The sequence below is a fragment of the Algoriella xinjiangensis genome (genome assembly GCF_900115015.1).
In the GTDB taxonomy this organism is placed as follows: Bacteria; Bacteroidota; Bacteroidia; order Flavobacteriales; family Weeksellaceae; genus Empedobacter; species Empedobacter xinjiangensis.
This window is the reverse complement of record NZ_FOUZ01000014.1, coordinates 40,519-61,202: the sequence shown is the minus strand read 5'-3', so window position 1 is coordinate 61,202 and position 20,684 is coordinate 40,519. Positions and strand designations below refer to the sequence as shown.

Sequence of the window (20,684 nt, the reverse complement as noted above, 5' to 3'; positions counted from 1 at the left end):
CAATTATAAAATGAAAAAGTTTGAAGAAGGAGATTATTACTTGTCTCCAGAAGGTTTTCGGATTTTTACAGCACAATATCTAAAACGTCGTGGATATTGTTGTAAAAGTGGTTGTAAACATTGTCCGTACGGATATGATAAAAAAACTGATAAGATAAAAAAGAAAGAATAATATGAAAATTACATCGACAATTTTAGCAGTATTGATTGGAAGTTGTGCTTTTGCACAATTGAAATTTCCTGCTGTTAGTAGCCATTCTGAGATTGAACAAAAAGTTGGTTTAACAGAATTTGAGGTTGAATATAATCGTCCAAATGTTAGCGAACGTAAAGTTTTTGGCAAATTAGTTCCTTATGGAGAAGTTTGGCGAACTGGTGCTAATGAAAATACAGTGATTAAATTTAATCAACCAATTAAAGTAAATGGAAAAGACTTAGCAGCGGGCGAATATGCGTTGTATTCTATTCCAAATAAGGACGAATGGGATGTGATTTTTTATAAAGACACCAAAAATTGGGGAAATCCAAAAGAGTGGAAAGAGTCGAATGTTGCACTAAAAGTGAAAGCTGTTGCAACAAAATCGATGAATAATAAAGTAGAAACATTTGAGATTCGTTTTACAAATGTTACGCAACAAAAAGCAGATTTGGTTTTGGCTTGGGATAATGTAAATGTTGTTCTAAATATTGAAACAAATACTGTTAGTTCTGTTTTAAAAATGATTGGTGAGCAGTTAAATGAAAATTCTTCTGCACGTGATTTTTATAATTCTGCAAACTTTTATTACAGTAATAAATTAGACCGTAATCAAGCTTTGAAATGGGTAAATATTGCCTTAGAAAAAGATGCGAAAGCGCCAGATTATTACAAAGAATTGAAAGAAAAATTAGAAAAAGAAAAATATTAAGAATTTAAAAAGCTTCCGATTTTGGAAGCTTTTTTGTTTAATTTATTTTGAGATATTCTTTTTCAAGATAATTTGCAAGTAGGAAAACATAAGAGCCGTAGACCAACCAACCATCATTATTCCGTTGATAGCTTCTAAACCTCCTAAAATTTTCCAATCGCTATCAATTACAACATCTCCATAACCAACCGTTGTAAAAGTGATTAACGAAAAATATATTGCTTCTTTAAAATTATATAAATTATCAATTTCTGGATTAAAATAAAATGCAGCTGCCCAAATTGTACATTGCGCGCCATGCAATAAAGTTAAAAGAGAAACTGATAAAGACATTTGTAATAAAACGGCTTTGATTGAAATTCTGTTCTTTTTAGAATTAAATTGATGCAAGTATTTTAAAGAAAAAACAGTGATTATTGATTGTAAAACAACATTAATACAAATAATAAAAACACCAATAAGAATAATTAAAAACATAAATAAATACTTCGTGTAAATGTATTCTTTTCATGAAATTTTTCAAAGGAATAAGCAGAAAAAACATCTTTTTAATAAAGATTGAGCATATAATTCATAAAGAATCCATAAAAAACCGTTTCCTATTGGCTTATTTCTTAATTTTGTAATTCTTAAATATACTAAACCCTTTTTGATGAATTTGAAATTTAAATATATTATCACTTTTTTAGCTTTTGTTTTGATTACATTATCTTCTTGTAGCTCAAATAAAAGTTCAAAAAAAATAGTTTATAAAAGAGTTGAAACAACTACTCCAAAAACTACCGAACCTAAAAAAACTCCGCCAGTTGTAACTAAAACAGAACTTTCTAAAGTTGTTAAAGAAGAAGTTTTTAAAGTAACGTTACCAGAGGTAAATAGAGAGTTTCGTGCAGCTTGGGTTGCGTCTGTAGCTAATATTAATTGGCCTTCTAAAAAAGATTTAACAACAGATCAACAAAAGCAAGAAGCAATAAATTTATTGGATATGTTAGAAGCTAATAATTTTAATGCGGTTATTTTTCAAGTTCGTCCAGCAGGAGATGCGTTATATAAAAGTAATTTTGAGCCATGGTCTTATTTTTTAACAGGAACCGAAGGTAAAGCGCCTTTTCCATATTATGATCCATTAGAATTTTGGGTTGAGGAAGCGCATAAACGTGGTATCGAATTGCATGTTTGGTTAAATCCTTATCGCGCGCATCATTCGAGTGGAGGAGCTATCAATAACGAATCTATGGTTAGACGTTCGCCAGAAAACATTGTTCGATTAAAAAATGGAATGTATTGGTTTGATCCTGCAGATCAAAAAACGCAAGATCACGTTTCGGATGTTGTAAAAGATATTGTTTCGAGATATGATATAGATGGCGTTCATTTTGATGATTATTTTTATCCGTATGCATCGTACAATGGTGGTGCAGATTTTCCAGATAACACAACTTGGAACGCTTATAAAAATAAAGGTGGATCTTTGTCTCGCGCCGATTGGCGTCGTCAAAATGTAAATACAATTATAGAGCGTGTTTACAAAGAAATAAAAGCAGAAAAACCTTTCGTTAAGTTTGGTATTAGTCCTTTCGGAATTTGGAAACCTGGTTATCCGGCTGGTATTACAGGTTCGTCGCAATATGATGAATTGTATGCAGATGCAAAATTATGGTTAAATAAAGGTTGGGTCGATTATTTTTCGCCTCAATTATATTGGCCAATTAACTCGACAGGACAAAGTTTTCCGAAATTATTAGAGTGGTGGAAATCAGAAAATACACATAATCGTCACCTTTGGCCAGGTCTTAATACAGTCGAGGTAAAATCATCTGATCGTAATTCAGAAATTGTAAATCAAGTAAAAATGGCAGGCGATATTTTGCAAAATAATGTTGGCGCAATACATTGGAGTATTGCTGGATTGTCAAAAAATCCGACAATGTTAAGCTATTTAAAAGAAGGTCCATACAAAAACAAAGCGTTGGTACCGACGATGAATTGGATAAAAGCAGATCGTTTGACAAAACCTAGTTTGTATATCAATTCTAAATCTACAGATGTGGTTATGAATTGGAATGACAATAAAACAAATGCGAATGTTGCGAAATGGATTTTATATACACGTTATAACAACGATTGGGAAACAACAATTGTAGAAGCGACTAAAACAAATCAAACGATTTCTAAATTTAAAAATGGTAAAACACTAAATGCAGTTGCATTAAAAGCCGTTGATCGTTTAGGAAACGAAAGCGATTATAGCGCAGAAAAAATCAATTAAGAATAAAATTCTTACATTAAAAAAAGCTCAGTTTACATTTGTAAATTGAGCTTTTTTTTGTGATATAAATAATTACTTTCTTTTCTTTAAAATATAATAAATCGCATCATCGTCATTCTCTTTTGATGTATATGCAAATTGAAAATCAAAGCCATTTGATGACATGAAATTTAGTGCATCCATCATCGAATTAAATTTTACAGCAATTCCACGTTCGTCTTTAATTTTTAAACCATTTTTCAAAGAAAATGACTTTGTATCTTGACCAAAATCTAATCGAACATTCAATTTTGTACTTAATCCGCGACCAGTTCCAATTATTTGAACATAATCTACATTAATATCTTTAATCGGAACATCATTTACCGTTTGTGCAAACGAAACCGAACTTATAATAATACTAAAAAGCAAAGCTATTTTTTTCATAGGTTTTAATTTTTGATAAATATAGGATTTTTATAAAAGTAAAAATGAGCTTAAAAAATCAATTTTATTTATTGGTTATCATAACGGTTATTGTAATATAATAATTAAATTTAATGAGTAATCTAAAAATGAATAAATTGGAGATTTCTCAACATAAATTAATTACTTATTTTATTGCATTTGTATGGTTTTCAAATGGATTATTTTGTAAAATATTAAATTTTGTACCAAGACACGAACAAATTGTAGCGAAGATTTTGGGCAATGAATTTTCTCATTTATTGATTATTTTAATCGGGTGTTCAGAAATTGTAATGGCAATTTGGATTTTGTCGCGCTATAAATCTCGATTAAATGCAATTTTACAAATGATTATTGTTTTTGTAATGAATGTTTTAGAGTTTTCACTTGCTCCAGAATTATTACTTTGGGGAAAATTAAATTTCTTTTTTGCGATGCTTTTCATTGCTTTAGTTTATTACAATGAATTCGTTTTGAATAAGAAAATTACTAAAATTTCGTAATTATGGAGTTTCTTAAAAATCATCCGTTTGCGGTAGAAGCATTTTTTGAATCTTCTGTTGTTTTAACTTTTGCTGTTCCAAAAGAACAGTTAGCGCAGCTAATTCCGTCATGTTTAGAATTAGATATTTTTCAGGATAAATGGGCTTTTATAGCAGTTGCAATGGTGCAAACAAATGGTTTACGACCTAAAGGTTTTCCAAAGTTTATGGGAAATAATTTCTTTTTGATAGGTTATAGAATTTTTGTGCGTTACACAAATCAAGCGGGCAAGCGATTGCGAGGTTTGTATATTATTAAATCAGAAACAAATAAAAAGAAAATGGAATTCTTCGGAAATATTTTCACGCATTATAATTATACAACTACAGATATTAAACAAAAAGAAGAAAATAATAAGAGAGAAATTTTGTCTAAGCATTCAGATTTTGAACTGATATTTAACGAAGTTGAAACTGAAATTCCGTTACCAATAAATTCTCCCTTTGAATCTTGGAAAGAAGCGCGCCGTTTTGCAGGACCTTTGCCATTTACTTTTACATATAATAATGCAAATAAAACTGTTTTAATTATAGAAGGTGTTCGCTCAAATTGGATTCCGAAACCAATTGATATTGTAGATTATCGATTTAAGTTTTTGGATGATTTAAACTTTAAAAATGTAGTTTTAGCAAATGCTTTTGAGTTAAAAAATATTCCGTATTTCTGGAAAAAAGGAAAGAAAGAGGTATGGAAATAAGAAGAAAACCATTTCAAGGTGTTTGGAATATTATCCGATTTAATTGGCATTTTTATGCCATTGTTTTACTTGTTTTTAGTTTAGTATTTCTTTTTAAAGGTTTTTTATCCGTTAATTATCAAATCATTTTACAAATTGGCGCATTTATAATGTTAGCTATAACTGCTATCTCACTTTTAGTTTCGTATTATATTTATGATGTTTCAGATTTATATCAATTGAAATGGATTAAAATTTCTGGAAACAAAAAAATAATCAATATTAATGCTGGTTTTGATGAAACAAGTGAATTGATCAAACAAATAAATCCGAAAATTGACTTAACAGTTTGTGATTTTTATGAGGAAAAAAAACATACTGAAGTTTCAATTAAAAGAGCAAGAAAAGTATATCCGCCATTTTCAAATACAACTTCTGTGCAGACAAATTATTTACCATTTGCAGACGAAACATTTGATTTGACTGTTGCAATTTTATCGGCTCACGAAATTAGAAATGAAGAAGAAAGAATATTATTTTTTAAAGAACTTAATCGAATTACAAAATCTTCTGGAGAAATTATAATAACGGAACATTTACGAGATTTTAATAATTTTATGGCTTATACAATTGGTTTTTTTCACTTTCATTCGCGAAAAACATGGTTAAAAACTTTTCGTGAATCAAATTTGATAGTTAATAAAGAAATAAAAACAACACCATTTATCACAACATTTATACTAAGAAAGGATGGAAGTACAGCTTAAAATAATTGGAATTTCATTAATCATTTTAGCATTAATTCATTCTATTTTTCCAACGTATTTTAACTGGAAACACGATTTGAAACCATTACTTTTAGTCAATCGTCAAATGATGATTGTTCATACATTTTTTATTGCGCTAACAGTTTTATTAATGGGAGTTTTGTGTTTGATGAATTCGAACGACCTTTTAGAAACAAGTTTGGGTAAAAAAATCTGTTTTGGATTTGGAATTTTTTGGACTTTCCGTTTAGTTTTTCAGTTTTTTGTGTATTCACCAAAACTTTGGAAAGGAAAACGATTTGAAACAATTATTCATATTATATTCTCTATGATTTGGTTTTATTTATCTGTATTTTTCATTTTATGTGCAATCAATTAATATCATAAAAAAAGCCTTTCAATTTGAAAGGCTTTTTTGTTATTTATTCTGATAATTCTAACCAGCGAAGTTCTTTTTCTTCAATCTCGTCGACTACTTTTTGTAAATCTTCTCCAATTGATGCAATCTTATCATATCCCAAATTTGGATCAGTTAATAAGGCTGTTAATTCTTCTTTTTTCGCTTCTAAAGTTGGCAATGTTTTATTAATATCTTCTAATTCGCGTTGCTCTTTATAAGGTAGTTTTTTTGTTTTTGTTTGAGTTTTAACTGGTTCAACAATTTTAACTTCTTCAATAACTTCTACTTTTTTTGTTTCAGTTTCTGGTCTATTTTTATTGTCAATATAGTATTCAGTATACGTTCCCATGTAACGAGAAAGAATTCCTTCTCCTTCAAAAATCATTAATTCATCAACCACTTTATCCATAAAATAACGGTCGTGAGAAACAACTAAAAGACAACCTTGGTAACTTTCTAAGAAATCTTCTAAAACCGTTAAAGTAGGTAAATCTAAATCATTTGTAGGCTCATCTAAAATTAAAAAGTTTGGATTTCGGTATAAAATTGCTAATAATTGCAAACGTTTTTTCTCACCACCACTCAATCTTCCGATTTGTGTATGTTGTTGTTCTGGAGAAAATAAGAACATTTCTAAGAATTGTTCAGCGCGCATTTCTTTTCCGTTTGATAACGGGAAGAATTCTGCAATATCTTTTACAAATTCTATCACGCGCATATCTTCGTTAAACTTTAAACCTTCTTGTTTAAAATGTCCGATGTTTAATGTTTCACCACGTTCAATAATTCCAGAATCAGCTTCTTCAATTCCTTCTAAAATGCGTAAAAAAGTTGTTTTACCAACACCATTTTTTCCAACTAAACCAATTTTAGCTCCACGAGCAAAAATGTAAGAGAAATCGTCTAGAATTTTTTTCTGACCAAAAGCTTTCGAAACATGTTCCATTTCGATGATTTTTTGACCTAAACGTGTCATCACCATCTCTAATTTTACTTTTTGATCAACGATTTTACGTTTTGCTGCTTCTTCTGTATCATAAAAAGCATCAATTCTCGATTTAGATTTTGTTGTACGCGCTTTTGGTTGGCGACGCATCCATTCAATTTCTTTGCGGTATAAGTTTTTTGCTTTGTCAATCGTTGCATTTTGATTGTCTACACGAGAAGCTTTGTTGGTAATATATGTTTCGTAATTACCCGAATGCACGTAAAGCATTTTGTCTTCCATCTCTAAGATTTTTGTGCAAATTGCATCCAAAAAATAACGGTCGTGTGTTACAAGAATTAGGGTTTTATTTTCTTTGTTTAAGAAATATTCTAGCCATTCTACCATCTCAATATCCAAGTGGTTGGTAGGCTCATCTAAAATCAATAAAACATATCCAGTCTCAAAACTTAAATCAATTAAAAATTTTGCTAAAGAAATACGTTTGCGTTGTCCACCCGAAAGTTTACCAATTTTTTGATCTAAGAAATCAATTTTAAGTTTAGAAAGAATTTCTCTAATTGTAGGTTCTACTTTCCAAGCGTCTAACAAATCCATTTTACTCATCAAATCCATTAGTTCTGGATTTGTAGGATCATTCTCAATCATGTTATCGTATTGATGAACGATATCTAAAACTTCGTTAGAGTGATTAAAAATATATTCTTCACCTTTCAAATTTTCGTCAAAGTCATCGCTTTGATCTAACATCAATATTTTTACACCTTTGTTAATACGAATATCACCAGAATCTTGGGTTTCTAATCCTGATAAAATTTTAAGTAAAGTAGATTTTCCACTACCATTTTTAGCAACAAAAGCAATTTGATCGCCTTCGTTTACATGGAAATTAACATCTTTGAAAAGTGTACGAATACCGTATGATTTGGTTAGATTTTCGACTGTTAGAAAATTCATTTTGAAATTTTAAGATTTTAACAACTCAAGTTGACTTCACTTGAATTTGATGTCCAAAGATAAGCTAATCTTATTTGAAATCCATATCAAAACAAAATCCTGAATCTAGTAAGAGTCAGGACTTCCAAAAATTGCCAAATAAATTTGGCGGCATAGTTCAATGTATTTTAATATTTATTATCAATAATTTCTAATGTTTCTGTTAAAGATTCTTTTAGTTTTTTCTCTAAATTACTAGTCGAAATTTTGCTCGCTACTTCGTCTATATATTTTGTACCACCAATAGTTTCGCTGTATTTTAATTTCTTGTTTTTTAAATCTAAAATATTAAGGTAAACATAGGTTTTTGCTACATATTTCTGTTTATTATCTGGGTTATAATCTAAACCAGATTTTACATTAAGCACGACTAAATCATCTTGGTTAAAATTCTTTTGTAATTGGTCAAAATTTACGTTTTTCACGTTTTCTTTTGTTACCAAATCTTTCGGAATTTCGTTTTGATTAAATTGATGAATCATGTCGTATTTATAATTATTTTCATCTAAAATTTTTACCGATTTATCTTTTATCAATTGCGCAACATCAAACTTTGTATTTAATAATTTAATTTGATTTTGTATCACTTCTGAATTGATGTTTTCTTCTAAATTTTGCGAATTATGGTTAAAAAATCCCAATGAATCTATATTAATAATTACACCAACTTTATCCACCGGAACGTCTAATGCATTTTCGTAAGTTGCATTATTTAGTGCTAAAACCTTGCTGTCTTCCTTTTTTTTCTCACATGATTGCATGACGGAGAAAAAAATAATAACGAAACAAATATTTTTTTTCATGTTAACCTCTATTACATCTTTAAAGTTAATGATTTATGTAATTGGAATGACAAAAAATATTTAATAATTTTCTTCTTTTTTCTCGAATATATCAGTACTGAAATTAATTACAAGTAAACTTTAATTTAAACGATTTTAATTTTTATAAAATCGTTATTTTTTTCTTTTATTTTGAAGTGTAAATATTTTTATATTAATTATTTATGTGATTTAATTAATTGTATATAATCAATTAATAAACGAATTTGTCCACCCTAATGTCCTCTTTCAAAACTAGAGAATAAGCTTATTATTTATTTTATTTGTAGCACATACTTTCTACCTAAATACCTCAAGTTTTTAAAAACATAAAAAGAATAACGATGAACAATCGCCGTGATTTTATAAAAAAGGGAGGACTTTTATTAGGTGCTCTTGCTTTATCTACAAATAAAGCCTTTGCAATAGGAAATAATGTGTTAGGGGGTACAGAAGCTTTTATTGGAGAGATATGTATTTTCTCTTTTTCTTTTGCCCCAAAAAATTGGATGTCTTGTAATGGTCAACTTTTATCAATTAAGCAAAACCAAGCACTATTTGCCTTATTAGGCATTAGGTATGGAGGAGATGGAGTAAATACATTTGCATTACCTAATTTACAAGGAAGAGCACCAATGCATTTTAGTCAACTAAGTGATTTAGGTAATACTGGAGGTAGTGCAACTCATCAACTATCAATAAACGAAATACCTATTCATAATCATGGTGTTACAACTTCTGCTAAAAAAAATATTGGAAATCCTAATTTTTTAACAGATAATCCTGTCAATAATTATTTGGTTGATAATCCAAATGCAAGCAAACAGTATTCGGATAGTTATGATGAAGAAATAGAATTGATTTCTAATGTAACAAATGTAGGAGGCAATCAACCACACAATAATATGCAGCCCTATTTGGCTTTAAATTTTTGTATTGCATTATATGGGATTTTTCCATCTCGAAATTAATTAATTTTTAAAAATTTTATAACAATGAGTGCTGAACCATACTTAGGAGAAATACATATTTTCGGATTTAATTTTCCTCCACTATATTGGGCTAGTTGTAATGGCCAACTTTTACAAATTAATCAAAACACAGCTCTATTTTCTTTATTAGGTACTATGTATGGTGGAGATGGTCGGACTACTTTTGCATTACCTAATCTACAAGGAAGTGTACCTATAGGTTTTGGTCAAGGTCCAGGACTTTCCCCTAGAGTATTAGGAGAAAAGATAGGTAGTGAAAGTGAAACATTATCAGTTAATGAATTTCCAGCGCATAACCATGAAATAGGAGTAAAGCAATCTGTTGCTACAGTTGCAGATACAACTAATCCTACTAATGCGTCATTAGTAAAGGTAAATGGAGATAAACATTTTAGTACAGCTTTATTAAAAAGTGTAGATGTAAGTAATAGTGAACTTAAAATAGAATCATCATATATAGGCGGTAATCAATCACACAATAATATGCAGCCCTATTTAGCTTTAAATTTTTGTATTGCCTTATATGGGATTTATCCACAAAGGTTTTAGTAAATGAATTTTTTAAATAAATTATTTTGAGATATGGATCAATATATAGGTGAAATTAGAATGTTTGGTGGAAATTTTGCTCCTTTAGGATGGGCTTTTTGCGGTGGACAATTATTAGATATTAGTCAATATCAAGCTCTTTATACTTTAATAGGTACTACCTATGGTGGAGATGGTGTAAATAAATTTGGATTGCCAGATCTTAAAGGAAGGGTACCTATACATCAAGGGCTAAGCGGAGGAACTAATTATGTTTTAGGGCAAACTGGAGGTGCAGAAATTGTTGCTTTAAATACTAATAATATACCAACGCATACGCATGCAGTTACTAAAAGTACAGGATATGTACAAGCCTCTCGTTCTGGTAATAGTACAAGCCCAGAGGGTAAGTTTATGGCAATAGATCCTACCACAGAAAGATTTGGAAACATAAAAGGAAATGAGACGACAAACACAATGTATACTTCCGCATTAAATGTCACGGGCGGTAATCTACCACATAATAATATGATGCCTTCTGTTGCTCTAAATTTTATTATAGCACTAGAAGGTATTTTTCCATCACGACCTTAATTTTACGTATGAAAATAGCAGTTTTATTGCCTCAATCAACTACGCATCCGCAGTTAGGGTATGATTTTTATCTTGCACTACAACAGTGTTTACAGTTTCATGATGAAGTTATTGAATGGTACAGTGCATCAATAGGTTTTGGAACTGATGAAAATGATATACTATCAAAAGCAGAAGATTTTATCTTAAATAAGCAAATTGATTTATTGGTTGCATTTGTCGATTTTCCAAAAGTTGAATGTTTAACAAACTTATTAGAAACAACCAATACCAATCTTTTTGTAGTAAATATGGGAGCCAAAATGCCTATAAATTGGGAAGGTCATAAACATCTATTTTTCTTGAATTTACAAGAAACTTTTTTGAGTTACATGACTGGGCAAAAGATAACGCAAAAGCAAGCAATTGTTATGGCTAATTATTATGAAGGTGGTTATTCGCCTTGTCAAATAATGTCTGATGCTTTTATGAATAAAGGTGGCGAAATTATCTACAATTTTATTCCGCATACAGTTTCTCCAATTCTTGAAATGGATATTTTAGATGAAATATTAAAAGAACAAACAACAGAAACTGCTATGTTATGTTTTTATTCATCACCATTAACCAATGTTTTTTGGGAAGAATGGAAAAAATTAGAACATAAACAACTGGTTTCCATCTTCGGAAGTTCTACATTTTTAATGGAATCTATAGCTGTCCAACATGATATTTTGATTGCGAGTAACAGTAAAGGTTTTATTGCCTGGGACAAAACTTTAGATAATGCTGTAAATAAAGAATTTATTCAAAATTTTGAAGAAAAATATAATCGTTCAGCCAATTGTTTTTCTGCTTTGGGATGGGATTTAGGAATCGTGATTAATCATATCATAAAGCAAAATAATTATCAATTTGATGAGCTTCAACTTACAAGAGGAAGTGTTAAATATGATGACGATTTTCAATCAATCATTACGCCTGCTTCTTATTTGTCTATCCAAAATAAACAATTATTGATAGAACAATTAAGTAGCGAAGATACCTACGAAGCTTGGCAAAATTTTAAGCTTGCCAACCAATCACCTAATCAAGCAGGTTGGATAAACACCTACTTGTGTTCATAAAAAAAAATATTATATGAAAAAAATCTACACTTTCGTTAAGATTCACTTATTTATTCTCCTCCTTATAGTACCACTTGGCTTGCAAGCGCAGAATTCATCTGGAATTTTGGCATTTACAGGTTACAAAATTGTTAATAATGCCAACTCTTATGATAGAAATGATGAATTTTCATTTGTTCTGTTAGAAGATTTACCAGCTGCTACACCTGTTTATTTTACAGATTTTGGAGTGAAAGTAAATTCACCTTCAATCGTATTACAAACACCTACAGATTCAAAAACCGATGGAATTATAGAATGGAGTCGTACTTCGGAATTAAAAAAAGGAACTTCTATTAAAATTACATTGGCACCCTATCCAATAGCATCAATAGGTACGGTGATAAATATAACAAATCAAATAGAGTTAGGTATTGCCGGTGATCAATTGTTTGCTTACACTAATTTGGCTGCAAAAGGATTAGAAGCTGCAATGTTAATTAATAGACCAAATTGGGATAATTTAATGCCAAATTTATCTTCATCAAGTTCATTAAAACCTAATTTAGATAAATCAAAAAAGCAAGAAGCGATTGTTTCAAACACAACAAGAGACGCTTATCAAGGAGTAATTACACAGGTTAATTATAGTGGTATTACTGATATTATATCAGCAATAAATGCTTCTAGTTTTACAATAAAAACGAGTTTAAATGTAGATGAGGTTGTTTTACCACCGGATATTATAGGTATAATGGTAAATTATCCCAAAGTTATTTTGGTTAATTCTCTAAATGCTAATGGTACATATATAATAGGACAAGAATTAAATATAAATGTAGCTTTTGATAAATTTATAACTGTTGTAGGAACACCGCAATTGACACTAGAAACGGGAGCTATAGACCGAGTAATTAATTACAGTAGTGGATCTGGAACAAATATATTAACGTTTAAATACACCGTTCAAGAAGGAGATATTTCTCAAGATTTAGACTATACATCAGCTACCGCATTAAGTTTAAATGGAGGTAGTATAAAAGATTCTAATGGTAATAATGCTATTTTAACATTAGCTACACCCGGAAGTAGTGAATCATTAGGAGCAAATAAAAATATTGTTGTAAATGGAATTAGAACTGCTAAACCAAGTACACCAGTTCTTAGTGCAAATTCTGATACAGGGAATAGTAATTCAGATAATATAACAAAACTTAATTCTCTTATTTTCTCAGGAACAGCAGAAGCAGGTAGTAATGTATTTCTTTATGATACTGACGGAACTACACAAATAGGAAATGGTTTAGCTAATAATGGTAATTGGACAATAACTACATCAGTATTAGCAGAAGGCTCACATACGATTACTGCAAAAGCAATTAATAATAGTGGTAATATAAGCTTAGCAACAAATCCTGTAAATATAACAATAGACACATTTGCACCAATAGTTACTGGAGTTGTAAATAATGGTATTTATAGTGAAGATGTTATGCCTACTTTTAACGAAGGTTTCGCTACACTTAATGATGCATCATTTTCAAATGGAACAATTCTAGTAGCAGAAGGTAATTATACATTAATTGTAACTGATATTGCAGGCAATAGTACAACTATAAAATTTGTAATAAGTAAAACAACAATTTGGGAAAACGGACAATGGAATAATGGATCTCCGGATGTAACGAAAAAAGCAATTTTAAGAGCATCCTATCCAGCTAATATAACTGCAAAGTCGTTAACATTTGAAGCGGATGTTGTTGTGCCAAAAGGAGTTGTTTATGATATTTTAGAAGAAGTAAATAATACAACTCATCAAGTTGTATTTGAACACGGAGCATATTTAATTCAAAGAAATGATTTGTTAAAGAACAACGCAATCATTAGTTTTAAACGCAAGTCTAAACCTGTTTATAGGCTTGAAACAATGGATTGGTCTTCGCCAGTTTTAGGGCAAAATATTCTTGCATTATCGCCAAATACATTACCAAATAGATTTTATCGTTATGATGAAAAAACAAACGCTTGGGTAAACAACATTAAGTCTCCAGATTTATTTTTAGAAGGTGAGTATATTGCTTTTAGAGCGCCAAATGATTTTAATGATTATGGTAATGGACCTTCAAGAGTATTTGAAGGAACTTTTACAGGTATACCAATAAATGGACTTTTTATTAAACCAGCTTTTAAAAGTAATTTTGGTAATAATGCAATAGGAAATCCATATCCTTCTCCAATTGATTTGTCACGTTTTGTAAATCTTAATCAACCTCTTAATATTTCTAAAGTATTTGTTTGGACACATAGTAAACCAATTGTAAATGGAGAATTTAATGGGAATAATTGGGCTGTTTATAATCCAACACTTGGTTGGGACGATCCGTCAATAACAAGTAATATTTTAGATGTTGGACAAGGGTTTATAGTACAAATACAAAACCAAGGACTTATCATGTTTAATAATTCTATACGAGTAGCACCAAGTGGTAATACTCCAATAATTAGTTATAAAAATCAAACAGAAGATGATAAGTTTTGGCTAAGCCTAACAAATGAATCAATGATTTTAAATTCAACACTAATCGCTTATAAAGAAGGTTCTACAAAAGAATATGAAAGTAATTTTGATTCGGAACCAATGCAAGTTTACCCAGGAATTTACTCATTAATTAAAGACAAAGAAATGTCAATTCAAGGAAGAGGAAATCAATTTGATTTGGATGATAGATTTGGATTAGCAGTAAAATTCTTAACGCCTGGAAATTATACGATAAAACGCGCAAAAACGAATGGATTATTTTCACAAGAACAATCTATTTATTTAATTGATAACGAAACAAAATCTTACACTGATTTATCAAAAGAAGACTATCATTTTATTAGTGATAAAGGATATTATAAAAATCGTTTCGAAATTATTTATAACAGTGCTTTATTGTCAACAAACGAATTAGATAAGGTGAATGGAGTAGATATTTATACCAAAGAAAGTACAGTTGTTATAAAATCTAACGAAAAATTAAAATCAGTTAAAATCTATGATTTAGACGGAAAACTAATAAAATTAGTTACAAATCTTAATACGTTAGAAACAGCTATTCAAACAAATGCAAAAGGACAAGTTTTAGTTGTTTGGGTAGAATTGATAAATGGTACAAATACATCTAAAAAAATAATCATAAAATAATCAGTATGAAAAAATTAATAAAAACGTTCGGAATATGTTTAACAATGTTCATCTGTTCAAATTCTTTTTTAGCTGCTCAAAATGATGAAGTTGAAGTAAGTTTTTTTAGTGGAAGCGAATCTTCTTCTACAGATCCTGGAGGTCATGATGCTGGTCAAGATCCAGTTACTGCACCAATAGATGGTTATCTTATTTTGCTTATCGTAGCGGGCGTATTTGTCGCTTATCGATTTAGAAATAAATTAATTCAGAATAAAATTTAACTTAACAAAAATAAAAAAGCGGCTAAATTTAGCCGCTTTTTTATTTCTAATAATTTTCTTCTTCGTCGTCAAAAGTTTTGGCAATTTTATCAATGTTCAAACTTTTTGCCATTGCATCAAAAATTTCTTTATAAGTTCCATGCATTTTATACACATCCTCGTGTACACCGTGCTCCACAACTTCGCCTTGCTTCATCACATAAGTATAATCAGAATCTATAATTTGAGAAATACTATGCGAAATAATAATTACTGTACGATCTTTTTTAATCGCATCTAAACTATTTTTAATTTGTTCTGTCGCAATCGCATCCAAACTTGCAGTAGGCTCGTCTAAGAAAATAATTGGCGGATTTTTTAGAAACATACGCGCAATCGCAATACGTTGTTGTTGTCCACCCGAAAGCAATAATGCTTTTGACTGATATTGTTCGGGCAAATCCATAATTTGTTCGTGGATATATGCTTTTTCAGCTGCATTTCTAATCTCATCAAAGCTTGCATTTACATTTCCGTACCGAATATTTTCTTCGATTGTTCCATTAAAAATGTGATTTTTTTGCAAAACTAAACCAATATTTTCACGTAAATATTGCGTATCATATTCTTCTAAATCAATTCCATCCAAAAGAATTTTACCCGAATCTGGTTGATAAAATTTATCTAATAGATTAATAATTGTACTTTTTCCTGCACCAGATAATCCAACCAAAGCCGTAATTTTATTTGGTTGCACGGTCATATTTATATTTTTTAAAGCTTTGTAACCATTTGGGTAAGAGAAATTAACATCTTTTATTTCAAACTTTCCTTTTAACTCTGTTGGAATATAATTTCCCGAAGATTCTTTTTCGTCATCAGCTTTCAGAATTCCAAAAAAGCTTTCAGAATAAATCATCGCATCATTCATTTCGTCATAAATACGATGCAATTGTCGAATTGGCGCCGAAACATTGTTAAACAAAAGGATATGAAACATAATTGCTCCAATCGTCATTTGTCCATCAAGCACTAAATACGAAGTCAAAATAATAATAATAACCACGCCAAATTGCTCGATAAAAGATTTTAAACCATCAAAAAAGAAACTCGTTTTTCGCGTTTGCATTTGATTATTGGTCAACTCTTTTTGTAAATCGAGTTGTTTTTTGCCTTCAATATCTTCTCTATTAAACGATTTTATAACGGTAATAGAATCAATAATACTAATAATTCCTTGCGATTTTTGTTCGCGATAACCTCTTAAATTTCTTCGCCAACCGCTCAGTTTTTTGGCTTGTTGTTGTGTAATTATAAAATAAATTGGAACGATGCAAAGTCCGACCAAACCAACGTAAAAATTAGCATTAAACATTAAAATTAATGCAACGATTGAATTGGCGAAAAGTGGAAGAATATCGATGAAAAAATTCTGAACCAAACGTGTTAAACTTTCTATTCCGCGATCAATACGGGTTTGTAATTTACCTGCTTGATTATCTTGATTGGTATAAAAAGCCATTCGATATGTCAATATTTTTTCGATTATGGCTTGAGCTAAATCTTGCGAAACAAATATTCGAAGTTTTTCACCGTAATATTTCTGTCCAAACGTGATAAAAGCATTTAGAATTTCTTTGGTCATTAAAACAGCCGAAATAAATACAATGATTTTTAAACCTTCTTTTAGACCTTTTCCGGCTTCAACTAAACCGTTAATAGAATCTACGGTATATTGTAAAATAATTGCGTTAACCTGAGAAGTAAGCGAACCAACTAAGGTTAAAAGCAAAGTTGCAATAACTAACGGACGATAAGGTTTTACAAAAGGTTTTAAATTTTTGAACAGCTGAACTAAATTCATTCAATTAATCTTTTAGAGGTTCATCTTTCACAAAAACATGTCCAACTTTTGTAAAATCGTAGACAATTTCGTACAAATACTCTAATAAATCTTCAATTAACTCAGATTCATTTTGTAACGCTTCTGTTTCGATTTCAGAATAAGCAATTGTTTTTTCTTGAAATTGAATCGTTTTGGCTAAATTTTCAGTTTCATATTTGCCGTATATTCGAATATTTTGTAATAATAATTGCAAAATTTTCTTCATTAATCGGATATGTTCTGAAGTTAAAATAACCGAATTATTTTTTTGAATAACTTTTACTAAACCAACCGAATAGGAAACAAATGATTGATTGAAAATTGTAAATTTATTCAATTCTTTTGCGTTTGCCTGTTTGTCTTTTGGTTCGGAAATTACCCGTTGAAATACCGAATTTATATTGGCCATTGCAATAAAAACATCTTTGCGTGCAAGTTTATAATCAGTTGTAGAAACGTCATTATCAGCTAATTTTTTAAAGATTAAAAAGATAAATTCATAATCTGCAATCAATGCTTTTTGAATGTATTCATTCATGTTATTTTTTTCCCAAGTTGGGAAGATAATGTAACACGAAATAAACGCCATAAAACCACCAATTAGCGTATCTACAAGGCGTTCTTGTATAATATAAATGGAATCTTTGTCCGAATAAAAACTAAACGAAATCAGAATATAAGCGGTTAAATAAAACGTTCCGATAGCGTATTTTTGACGAATAAATGTATACGCCATTAACATAAAAAATAGCATTAAAACAAAACGAATACTATGTTGTGGAATGACGAATAATATTAAAATACCAATTAATCCACCACCAATTGTTCCTTTTAAACGCTGTAAATTTCGTTTTTTAGTCACACTAAAACCAGGTTTTAAGATAACTAAAACGGTCATCAAAATCCAATAACTGTGATAAGTCATTGGGATAATAAAGGTGACGCCGTATGCCAAAATCATGACGATAGAAGCACGCAAAGCGTGTCTAAAGATTGGAGATTTTAGATTGAGATGATCGCGTAATTTTCGGAAAGAATAATCGACGGTTGGCTGAAAATGTTCGACGTGATCTAATGGATTTTTCTTTTTTTCGGTAAAAGAATCATCGTAGAAAAATTTATGAATAAACTCAATTTTATAGACAATTTGCTTTAAATTGATGTAAATTTTAGACAAAACAATTGGTTTTTTACCTTCTGCATACAATTCTTTTATCGCGTCATCAATCTTTTTTAATTCAACGTCAAAATCAAATGTTGGTTGTTTTGGTTTCTTATTTGAGTTGATGTGATAAGCAATCATTTTTAATTCATGCGCAATTTTATTCATCATATTATAAATCTTGCGCATGGCTTTTGTATCGCCGTAAACTTCTCGTATTTTTTTGTAATCGTATTGATTTGCAGTTATATTCTCGAAAATATCAATCAAATCCGAAAAAATAAATACAATAGATCGGCCGATAGGAGTTTGATCTTTTACTAATTTTTTGTTTGTAAAAACTAATTCTCTAACCAAATTTTGTTTCTCACTTATCAAAACATGCTCGTCAATCAGTTTTTTTATAATATCATCATATTCTGAATCTTTATCAAACATAGATGCTTTAATTCGAATATATTCGGAGATATGAATCATCGCATCAGCCAAATTTTGTTGCGCCATTCGGTACGGACGAAATGTACTAATTGCTAAACTAAAAATTGAATACCAAACCGCACCAGCAGACACAAACAAGGCAATATGAAATGGGCTAAACTCTGCTCTTAGGTCATTCATATTCATTACCATTGTCATCATAATAACCATTCCGAGCGCACTTGTACGTTGCCCCCAAACGGTTAACATATTTGAAAGAAATACGATAATTGTTAGGCAAATTCCTAAGATAATTGGAAAACTATTGATGCTTTTTGTGAAAAATGAAACAACAAAAATTAAAAGAACCGAAAGCCACATAAGGTTTCGTCTTTCTTTAAATGGACCAGGAGTGTCCGTCATGTGCGCTAAAATAGCACCTAAACTGATGGTAACACCTGCGTGTAAATCTCCAAAAAAACTTGCAATTAAAGGCGGAATAACAATAGCTAAAGATGTTTTTAGACCGTCCGAAAGTGCTTCGCCGTAGATAAAGTTTTCAATTTTATTTTTGAGTTCCAAACGTGTGTTTTTAAAAGTTGAATTACTTTATAAAAATAAGATAACTTTTAACGAAAGCCAACTAAATACGCGAAGTTTTTAGAATTCGGAAACCTTCTATACTTTGTGTAAAAATTAAAGTTGTAGCGCCACCATCTACAATTTTAAACTTCTTTTTGATGACATCAATCGGTTGATTAAAGTTTTTGACCAAAAGATTAGCTTTTGTTTTTAGAATTTCTTTTTTAGGATTATTGATATGATTTTCAACGTGATAAATTTTACCAGGAAAATCTTCAATAATTTGATCTGAAGTATATAATTGTGTGTTTGGATGAAGTTTGATTAAATCAAACTTTTCACTCAATAATTTAAATGCTCCAGTTTTTAAAATCGCAACATTTGGCTCGTAAATGTACTTAGAAACATCTCCAAATTTTGCATTTGCGTAGTGTTCGTCTTCATACAAAAACTCAAAATCAGATTGATTATTTTCTAAATTAACAGCTTTGATTATTGGATTTTTTGAAGATTGATTTTTATCTAAAATAAGTAGAAAATCCTTTACTTCGTTTTTTAGTGCAACAATATGTATTTCAGAAATATAATTAATTTGTTGTAGAGTAGAAGTGATATCTAATAAAGGCGAAAGTTTAATGATTATTTTGTCAGATTTCTCAAAGAAAATAGGCAACCATTCTAGAATATTTGGCTCTAAATCTTCTAAAATAAATTTTCTTCCACTTGTATTTCTTCGTGCAGGATCTAGGTAAACTACATCGAGTTTTAATGATGGATTTTGTTCTAAAAAATCTTGAAATGTACCTGTAAATGTTTCAAGATTTGGTGCTAAAATTGAAGCATTATGTTTTACAATTTCGCTTAATTCTTCGTTTTGTTCAATATGATAAACTTTCTCAAAATTTTGCGCAAAAGCCATTGTGTCAATTCCGAAACCAGCCGTTAAATCGATTAAAGTTTTACCTTTTATCAAACTTGCTTTGTAATTTGCTGTAGCTTCAGAACTTGCTTGTTCTAAATTAATTGAAGGCGGAAAAAATATATTTTCGGTTTTATAAAGCGTCGGAAATTTATGTTTGGAAACATGTAAACCTTTTAATTGTTGTGCAACTTCGGCTGGAGTAATTGAAGAAAAAAGTGATTTTTTTAATCCAATTGACTTAATATCTTCGTGTTCGATTGTTTTTAAATAGTCCTGAAATTCAGGAGTTAAAATTGCACTATTCAATTTGTTGTG

20 protein-coding genes are annotated in these 20,684 nt (G+C 30.0%); 13 read left to right on the top strand and 7 right to left on the bottom strand.

Annotated elements, in window-relative coordinates; genetic code table 11:
- Positions 1–10: 10 nt before the first annotated feature.
- Positions 11–172, top strand: a complete 162-nt coding sequence (locus BM072_RS15500; protein ID WP_177190320.1) for a DUF5522 domain-containing protein — start codon at positions 11–13, stop codon at positions 170–172.
- Position 173: 1 nt separating this feature from the next.
- Positions 174–908, top strand: a complete 735-nt coding sequence (locus BM072_RS13140) for a DUF2911 domain-containing protein (protein WP_092909307.1) — start codon at positions 174–176, stop codon at positions 906–908.
- A 42-nt stretch (positions 909–950) separates the two neighbouring features.
- On the opposite strand, the gene BM072_RS13135 is transcribed toward BM072_RS13140, so the two are convergent.
- Positions 951–1,385, bottom strand: coding sequence for a potassium channel family protein (locus BM072_RS13135; protein WP_092909305.1), 435 nt, complete (start codon positions 1,383–1,385; stop codon positions 951–953).
- A 175-nt stretch (positions 1,386–1,560) separates the two neighbouring features.
- Between BM072_RS13135 and BM072_RS13130 the strand changes: the two genes are divergently transcribed.
- Positions 1,561–3,177 (top strand): glycoside hydrolase family 10-like protein, encoded by a 1,617-nt coding sequence (locus BM072_RS13130; protein WP_092909302.1) that lies wholly within the window; start codon positions 1,561–1,563, stop codon positions 3,175–3,177.
- Positions 3,178–3,249: 72 nt separating this feature from the next.
- Here the strand turns inward: BM072_RS13130 and BM072_RS13125 are convergent, their stop codons facing one another.
- Entirely contained in the window at positions 3,250–3,603 is a 354-nt protein-coding gene (locus tag BM072_RS13125) for a hypothetical protein (RefSeq protein WP_092909299.1), read from the bottom strand.
- A 128-nt stretch (positions 3,604–3,731) separates the two neighbouring features.
- Here BM072_RS13125 and BM072_RS13120 point away from each other — a divergent pair, with 128 nt between their 5' ends.
- From BM072_RS13120 to BM072_RS13105, 4 genes are read left to right on the top strand one after another with little or no spacing between them, the layout of a single operon-like run.
- Complete coding sequence (locus BM072_RS13120; protein WP_092909295.1) at positions 3,732–4,127, top strand: DoxX-like family protein; 396 nt, start codon at positions 3,732–3,734, stop codon at positions 4,125–4,127.
- A gap of 2 nt (positions 4,128–4,129) precedes the next feature.
- Positions 4,130–4,864 carry a DUF2071 domain-containing protein gene (locus BM072_RS13115; protein ID WP_092909291.1) on the top strand — a complete coding sequence of 245 codons (735 nt, stop codon included), beginning with the start codon at positions 4,130–4,132 and terminating at the stop codon, positions 4,862–4,864.
- Positions 4,855–5,610, top strand: coding sequence for a class I SAM-dependent methyltransferase (locus BM072_RS13110; RefSeq protein WP_092909287.1), 756 nt, complete (start codon positions 4,855–4,857; stop codon positions 5,608–5,610). Before BM072_RS13115 ends, BM072_RS13110 begins: the two co-directional genes overlap by 10 nt.
- The gene (locus BM072_RS13105; protein WP_092909284.1) at positions 5,594–5,989 is read left to right on the top strand and encodes a hypothetical protein; all 396 of its coding nucleotides are present in this window, start codon (positions 5,594–5,596) and stop codon (positions 5,987–5,989) included. The genes BM072_RS13110 and BM072_RS13105 overlap by 17 nt, the downstream gene beginning before the upstream one ends.
- Positions 5,990–6,032: 43 nt before the next feature.
- Here BM072_RS13105 and BM072_RS13100 read toward each other — a convergent pair whose 3' ends face one another.
- Both BM072_RS13100 and BM072_RS13095 read right to left on the bottom strand, forming a co-directional pair.
- Positions 6,033–7,913 (bottom strand): ABC-F family ATP-binding cassette domain-containing protein, encoded by a 1,881-nt coding sequence (locus BM072_RS13100; protein ID WP_092909281.1) that lies wholly within the window; start codon positions 7,911–7,913, stop codon positions 6,033–6,035.
- A 167-nt stretch (positions 7,914–8,080) separates the two neighbouring features.
- Positions 8,081–8,755, bottom strand: a complete 675-nt coding sequence (locus BM072_RS13095) for a hypothetical protein (protein ID WP_125113129.1) — start codon at positions 8,753–8,755, stop codon at positions 8,081–8,083.
- Positions 8,756–9,117: 362 nt separating this feature from the next.
- Here BM072_RS13095 and BM072_RS13090 point away from each other — a divergent pair, with 362 nt between their 5' ends.
- Genes BM072_RS13090 through BM072_RS13065 form a run of 6 tightly spaced genes read left to right on the top strand, consistent with a single transcriptional unit; the run spans position 9,118 to position 15,422 of the window.
- Positions 9,118–9,744 (top strand): phage tail protein, encoded by a 627-nt coding sequence (locus tag BM072_RS13090; RefSeq protein ID WP_092909275.1) that lies wholly within the window; start codon positions 9,118–9,120, stop codon positions 9,742–9,744.
- Positions 9,745–9,768: 24 nt separating this feature from the next.
- On the top strand, positions 9,769–10,314 hold the full coding sequence (locus tag BM072_RS13085) for a phage tail protein (RefSeq protein ID WP_092909273.1): 546 nt from the start codon (positions 9,769–9,771) through the stop codon (positions 10,312–10,314).
- Between the two features lie 33 nt (positions 10,315–10,347).
- Positions 10,348–10,887 carry a phage tail protein gene (locus BM072_RS13080; protein WP_092909271.1) on the top strand — a complete coding sequence of 180 codons (540 nt, stop codon included), beginning with the start codon at positions 10,348–10,350 and terminating at the stop codon, positions 10,885–10,887.
- 8 nt (positions 10,888–10,895) lie between these two features.
- Positions 10,896–11,993 (top strand): type 1 periplasmic-binding domain-containing protein, encoded by a 1,098-nt coding sequence (locus BM072_RS13075; protein WP_092909269.1) that lies wholly within the window; start codon positions 10,896–10,898, stop codon positions 11,991–11,993.
- 13 nt (positions 11,994–12,006) lie between these two features.
- A complete protein-coding gene (locus BM072_RS13070; RefSeq protein ID WP_125113128.1) occupies positions 12,007–15,159 on the top strand; it encodes an Ig-like domain-containing protein in 3,153 nt (1,050 codons plus the stop codon).
- Between the two features lie 5 nt (positions 15,160–15,164).
- Complete coding sequence (locus BM072_RS13065) at positions 15,165–15,422, top strand: hypothetical protein (RefSeq protein ID WP_125113127.1); 258 nt, start codon at positions 15,165–15,167, stop codon at positions 15,420–15,422.
- Between the two features lie 46 nt (positions 15,423–15,468).
- Here the strand turns inward: BM072_RS13065 and BM072_RS13060 are convergent, their stop codons facing one another.
- The 3 genes from BM072_RS13060 to BM072_RS13050 form a co-directional block, all read right to left on the bottom strand.
- Entirely contained in the window at positions 15,469–17,265 is a 1,797-nt protein-coding gene (locus BM072_RS13060) for an ABC transporter ATP-binding protein (protein ID WP_092909264.1), read from the bottom strand.
- 4 nt (positions 17,266–17,269) lie between these two features.
- Positions 17,270–19,447, bottom strand: coding sequence for an FUSC family membrane protein (locus BM072_RS13055; RefSeq protein ID WP_092909262.1), 2,178 nt, complete (start codon positions 19,445–19,447; stop codon positions 17,270–17,272).
- Between the two features lie 61 nt (positions 19,448–19,508).
- Positions 19,509–20,675 carry an RsmD family RNA methyltransferase gene (locus BM072_RS13050; protein ID WP_092909258.1) on the bottom strand — a complete coding sequence of 389 codons (1,167 nt, stop codon included), beginning with the start codon at positions 20,673–20,675 and terminating at the stop codon, positions 19,509–19,511.
- Positions 20,676–20,684: the final 9 nt, after the last annotated feature.

What these genes read in the sequence shown, in the direction of transcription:
- BM072_RS13135 (WP_092909305.1), bottom strand. Translation starts at nt 1,385, where the DNA reads ATGTTTTTAATTATTCTTATTGGTGTTTTTATTATTTGTATTAATGTT.
- BM072_RS13105 (WP_092909284.1), top strand. Translation starts at nt 5,594, where the DNA reads ATGGAAGTACAGCTTAAAATAATTGGAATTTCATTAATCATTTTAGCA.
- BM072_RS13095 (WP_125113129.1), bottom strand. Translation starts at nt 8,755, where the DNA reads ATGAAAAAAAATATTTGTTTCGTTATTATTTTTTTCTCCGTCATGCAA.
- BM072_RS13100 (WP_092909281.1), bottom strand. Translation starts at nt 7,913, where the DNA reads ATGAATTTTCTAACAGTCGAAAATCTAACCAAATCATACGGTATTCGT.
- BM072_RS13060 (WP_092909264.1), bottom strand. Translation starts at nt 17,265, where the DNA reads ATGAATTTAGTTCAGCTGTTCAAAAATTTAAAACCTTTTGTAAAACCT.
- BM072_RS13080 (WP_092909271.1), top strand. Translation starts at nt 10,348, where the DNA reads ATGGATCAATATATAGGTGAAATTAGAATGTTTGGTGGAAATTTTGCT.
- BM072_RS13130 (WP_092909302.1), top strand. Translation starts at nt 1,561, where the DNA reads ATGAATTTGAAATTTAAATATATTATCACTTTTTTAGCTTTTGTTTTG.
- BM072_RS15500 (WP_177190320.1), top strand. Translation starts at nt 11, where the DNA reads ATGAAAAAGTTTGAAGAAGGAGATTATTACTTGTCTCCAGAAGGTTTT.
- BM072_RS13090 (WP_092909275.1), top strand. Translation starts at nt 9,118, where the DNA reads ATGAACAATCGCCGTGATTTTATAAAAAAGGGAGGACTTTTATTAGGT.
- BM072_RS13115 (WP_092909291.1), top strand. Translation starts at nt 4,130, where the DNA reads ATGGAGTTTCTTAAAAATCATCCGTTTGCGGTAGAAGCATTTTTTGAA.
- BM072_RS13065 (WP_125113127.1), top strand. Translation starts at nt 15,165, where the DNA reads ATGAAAAAATTAATAAAAACGTTCGGAATATGTTTAACAATGTTCATC.
- BM072_RS13125 (WP_092909299.1), bottom strand. Translation starts at nt 3,603, where the DNA reads ATGAAAAAAATAGCTTTGCTTTTTAGTATTATTATAAGTTCGGTTTCG.
- BM072_RS13085 (WP_092909273.1), top strand. Translation starts at nt 9,769, where the DNA reads ATGAGTGCTGAACCATACTTAGGAGAAATACATATTTTCGGATTTAAT.
- BM072_RS13110 (WP_092909287.1), top strand. Translation starts at nt 4,855, where the DNA reads ATGGAAATAAGAAGAAAACCATTTCAAGGTGTTTGGAATATTATCCGA.
- BM072_RS13075 (WP_092909269.1), top strand. Translation starts at nt 10,896, where the DNA reads ATGAAAATAGCAGTTTTATTGCCTCAATCAACTACGCATCCGCAGTTA.
- BM072_RS13070 (WP_125113128.1), top strand. Translation starts at nt 12,007, where the DNA reads ATGAAAAAAATCTACACTTTCGTTAAGATTCACTTATTTATTCTCCTC.
- BM072_RS13140 (WP_092909307.1), top strand. Translation starts at nt 174, where the DNA reads ATGAAAATTACATCGACAATTTTAGCAGTATTGATTGGAAGTTGTGCT.
- BM072_RS13120 (WP_092909295.1), top strand. Translation starts at nt 3,732, where the DNA reads ATGAATAAATTGGAGATTTCTCAACATAAATTAATTACTTATTTTATT.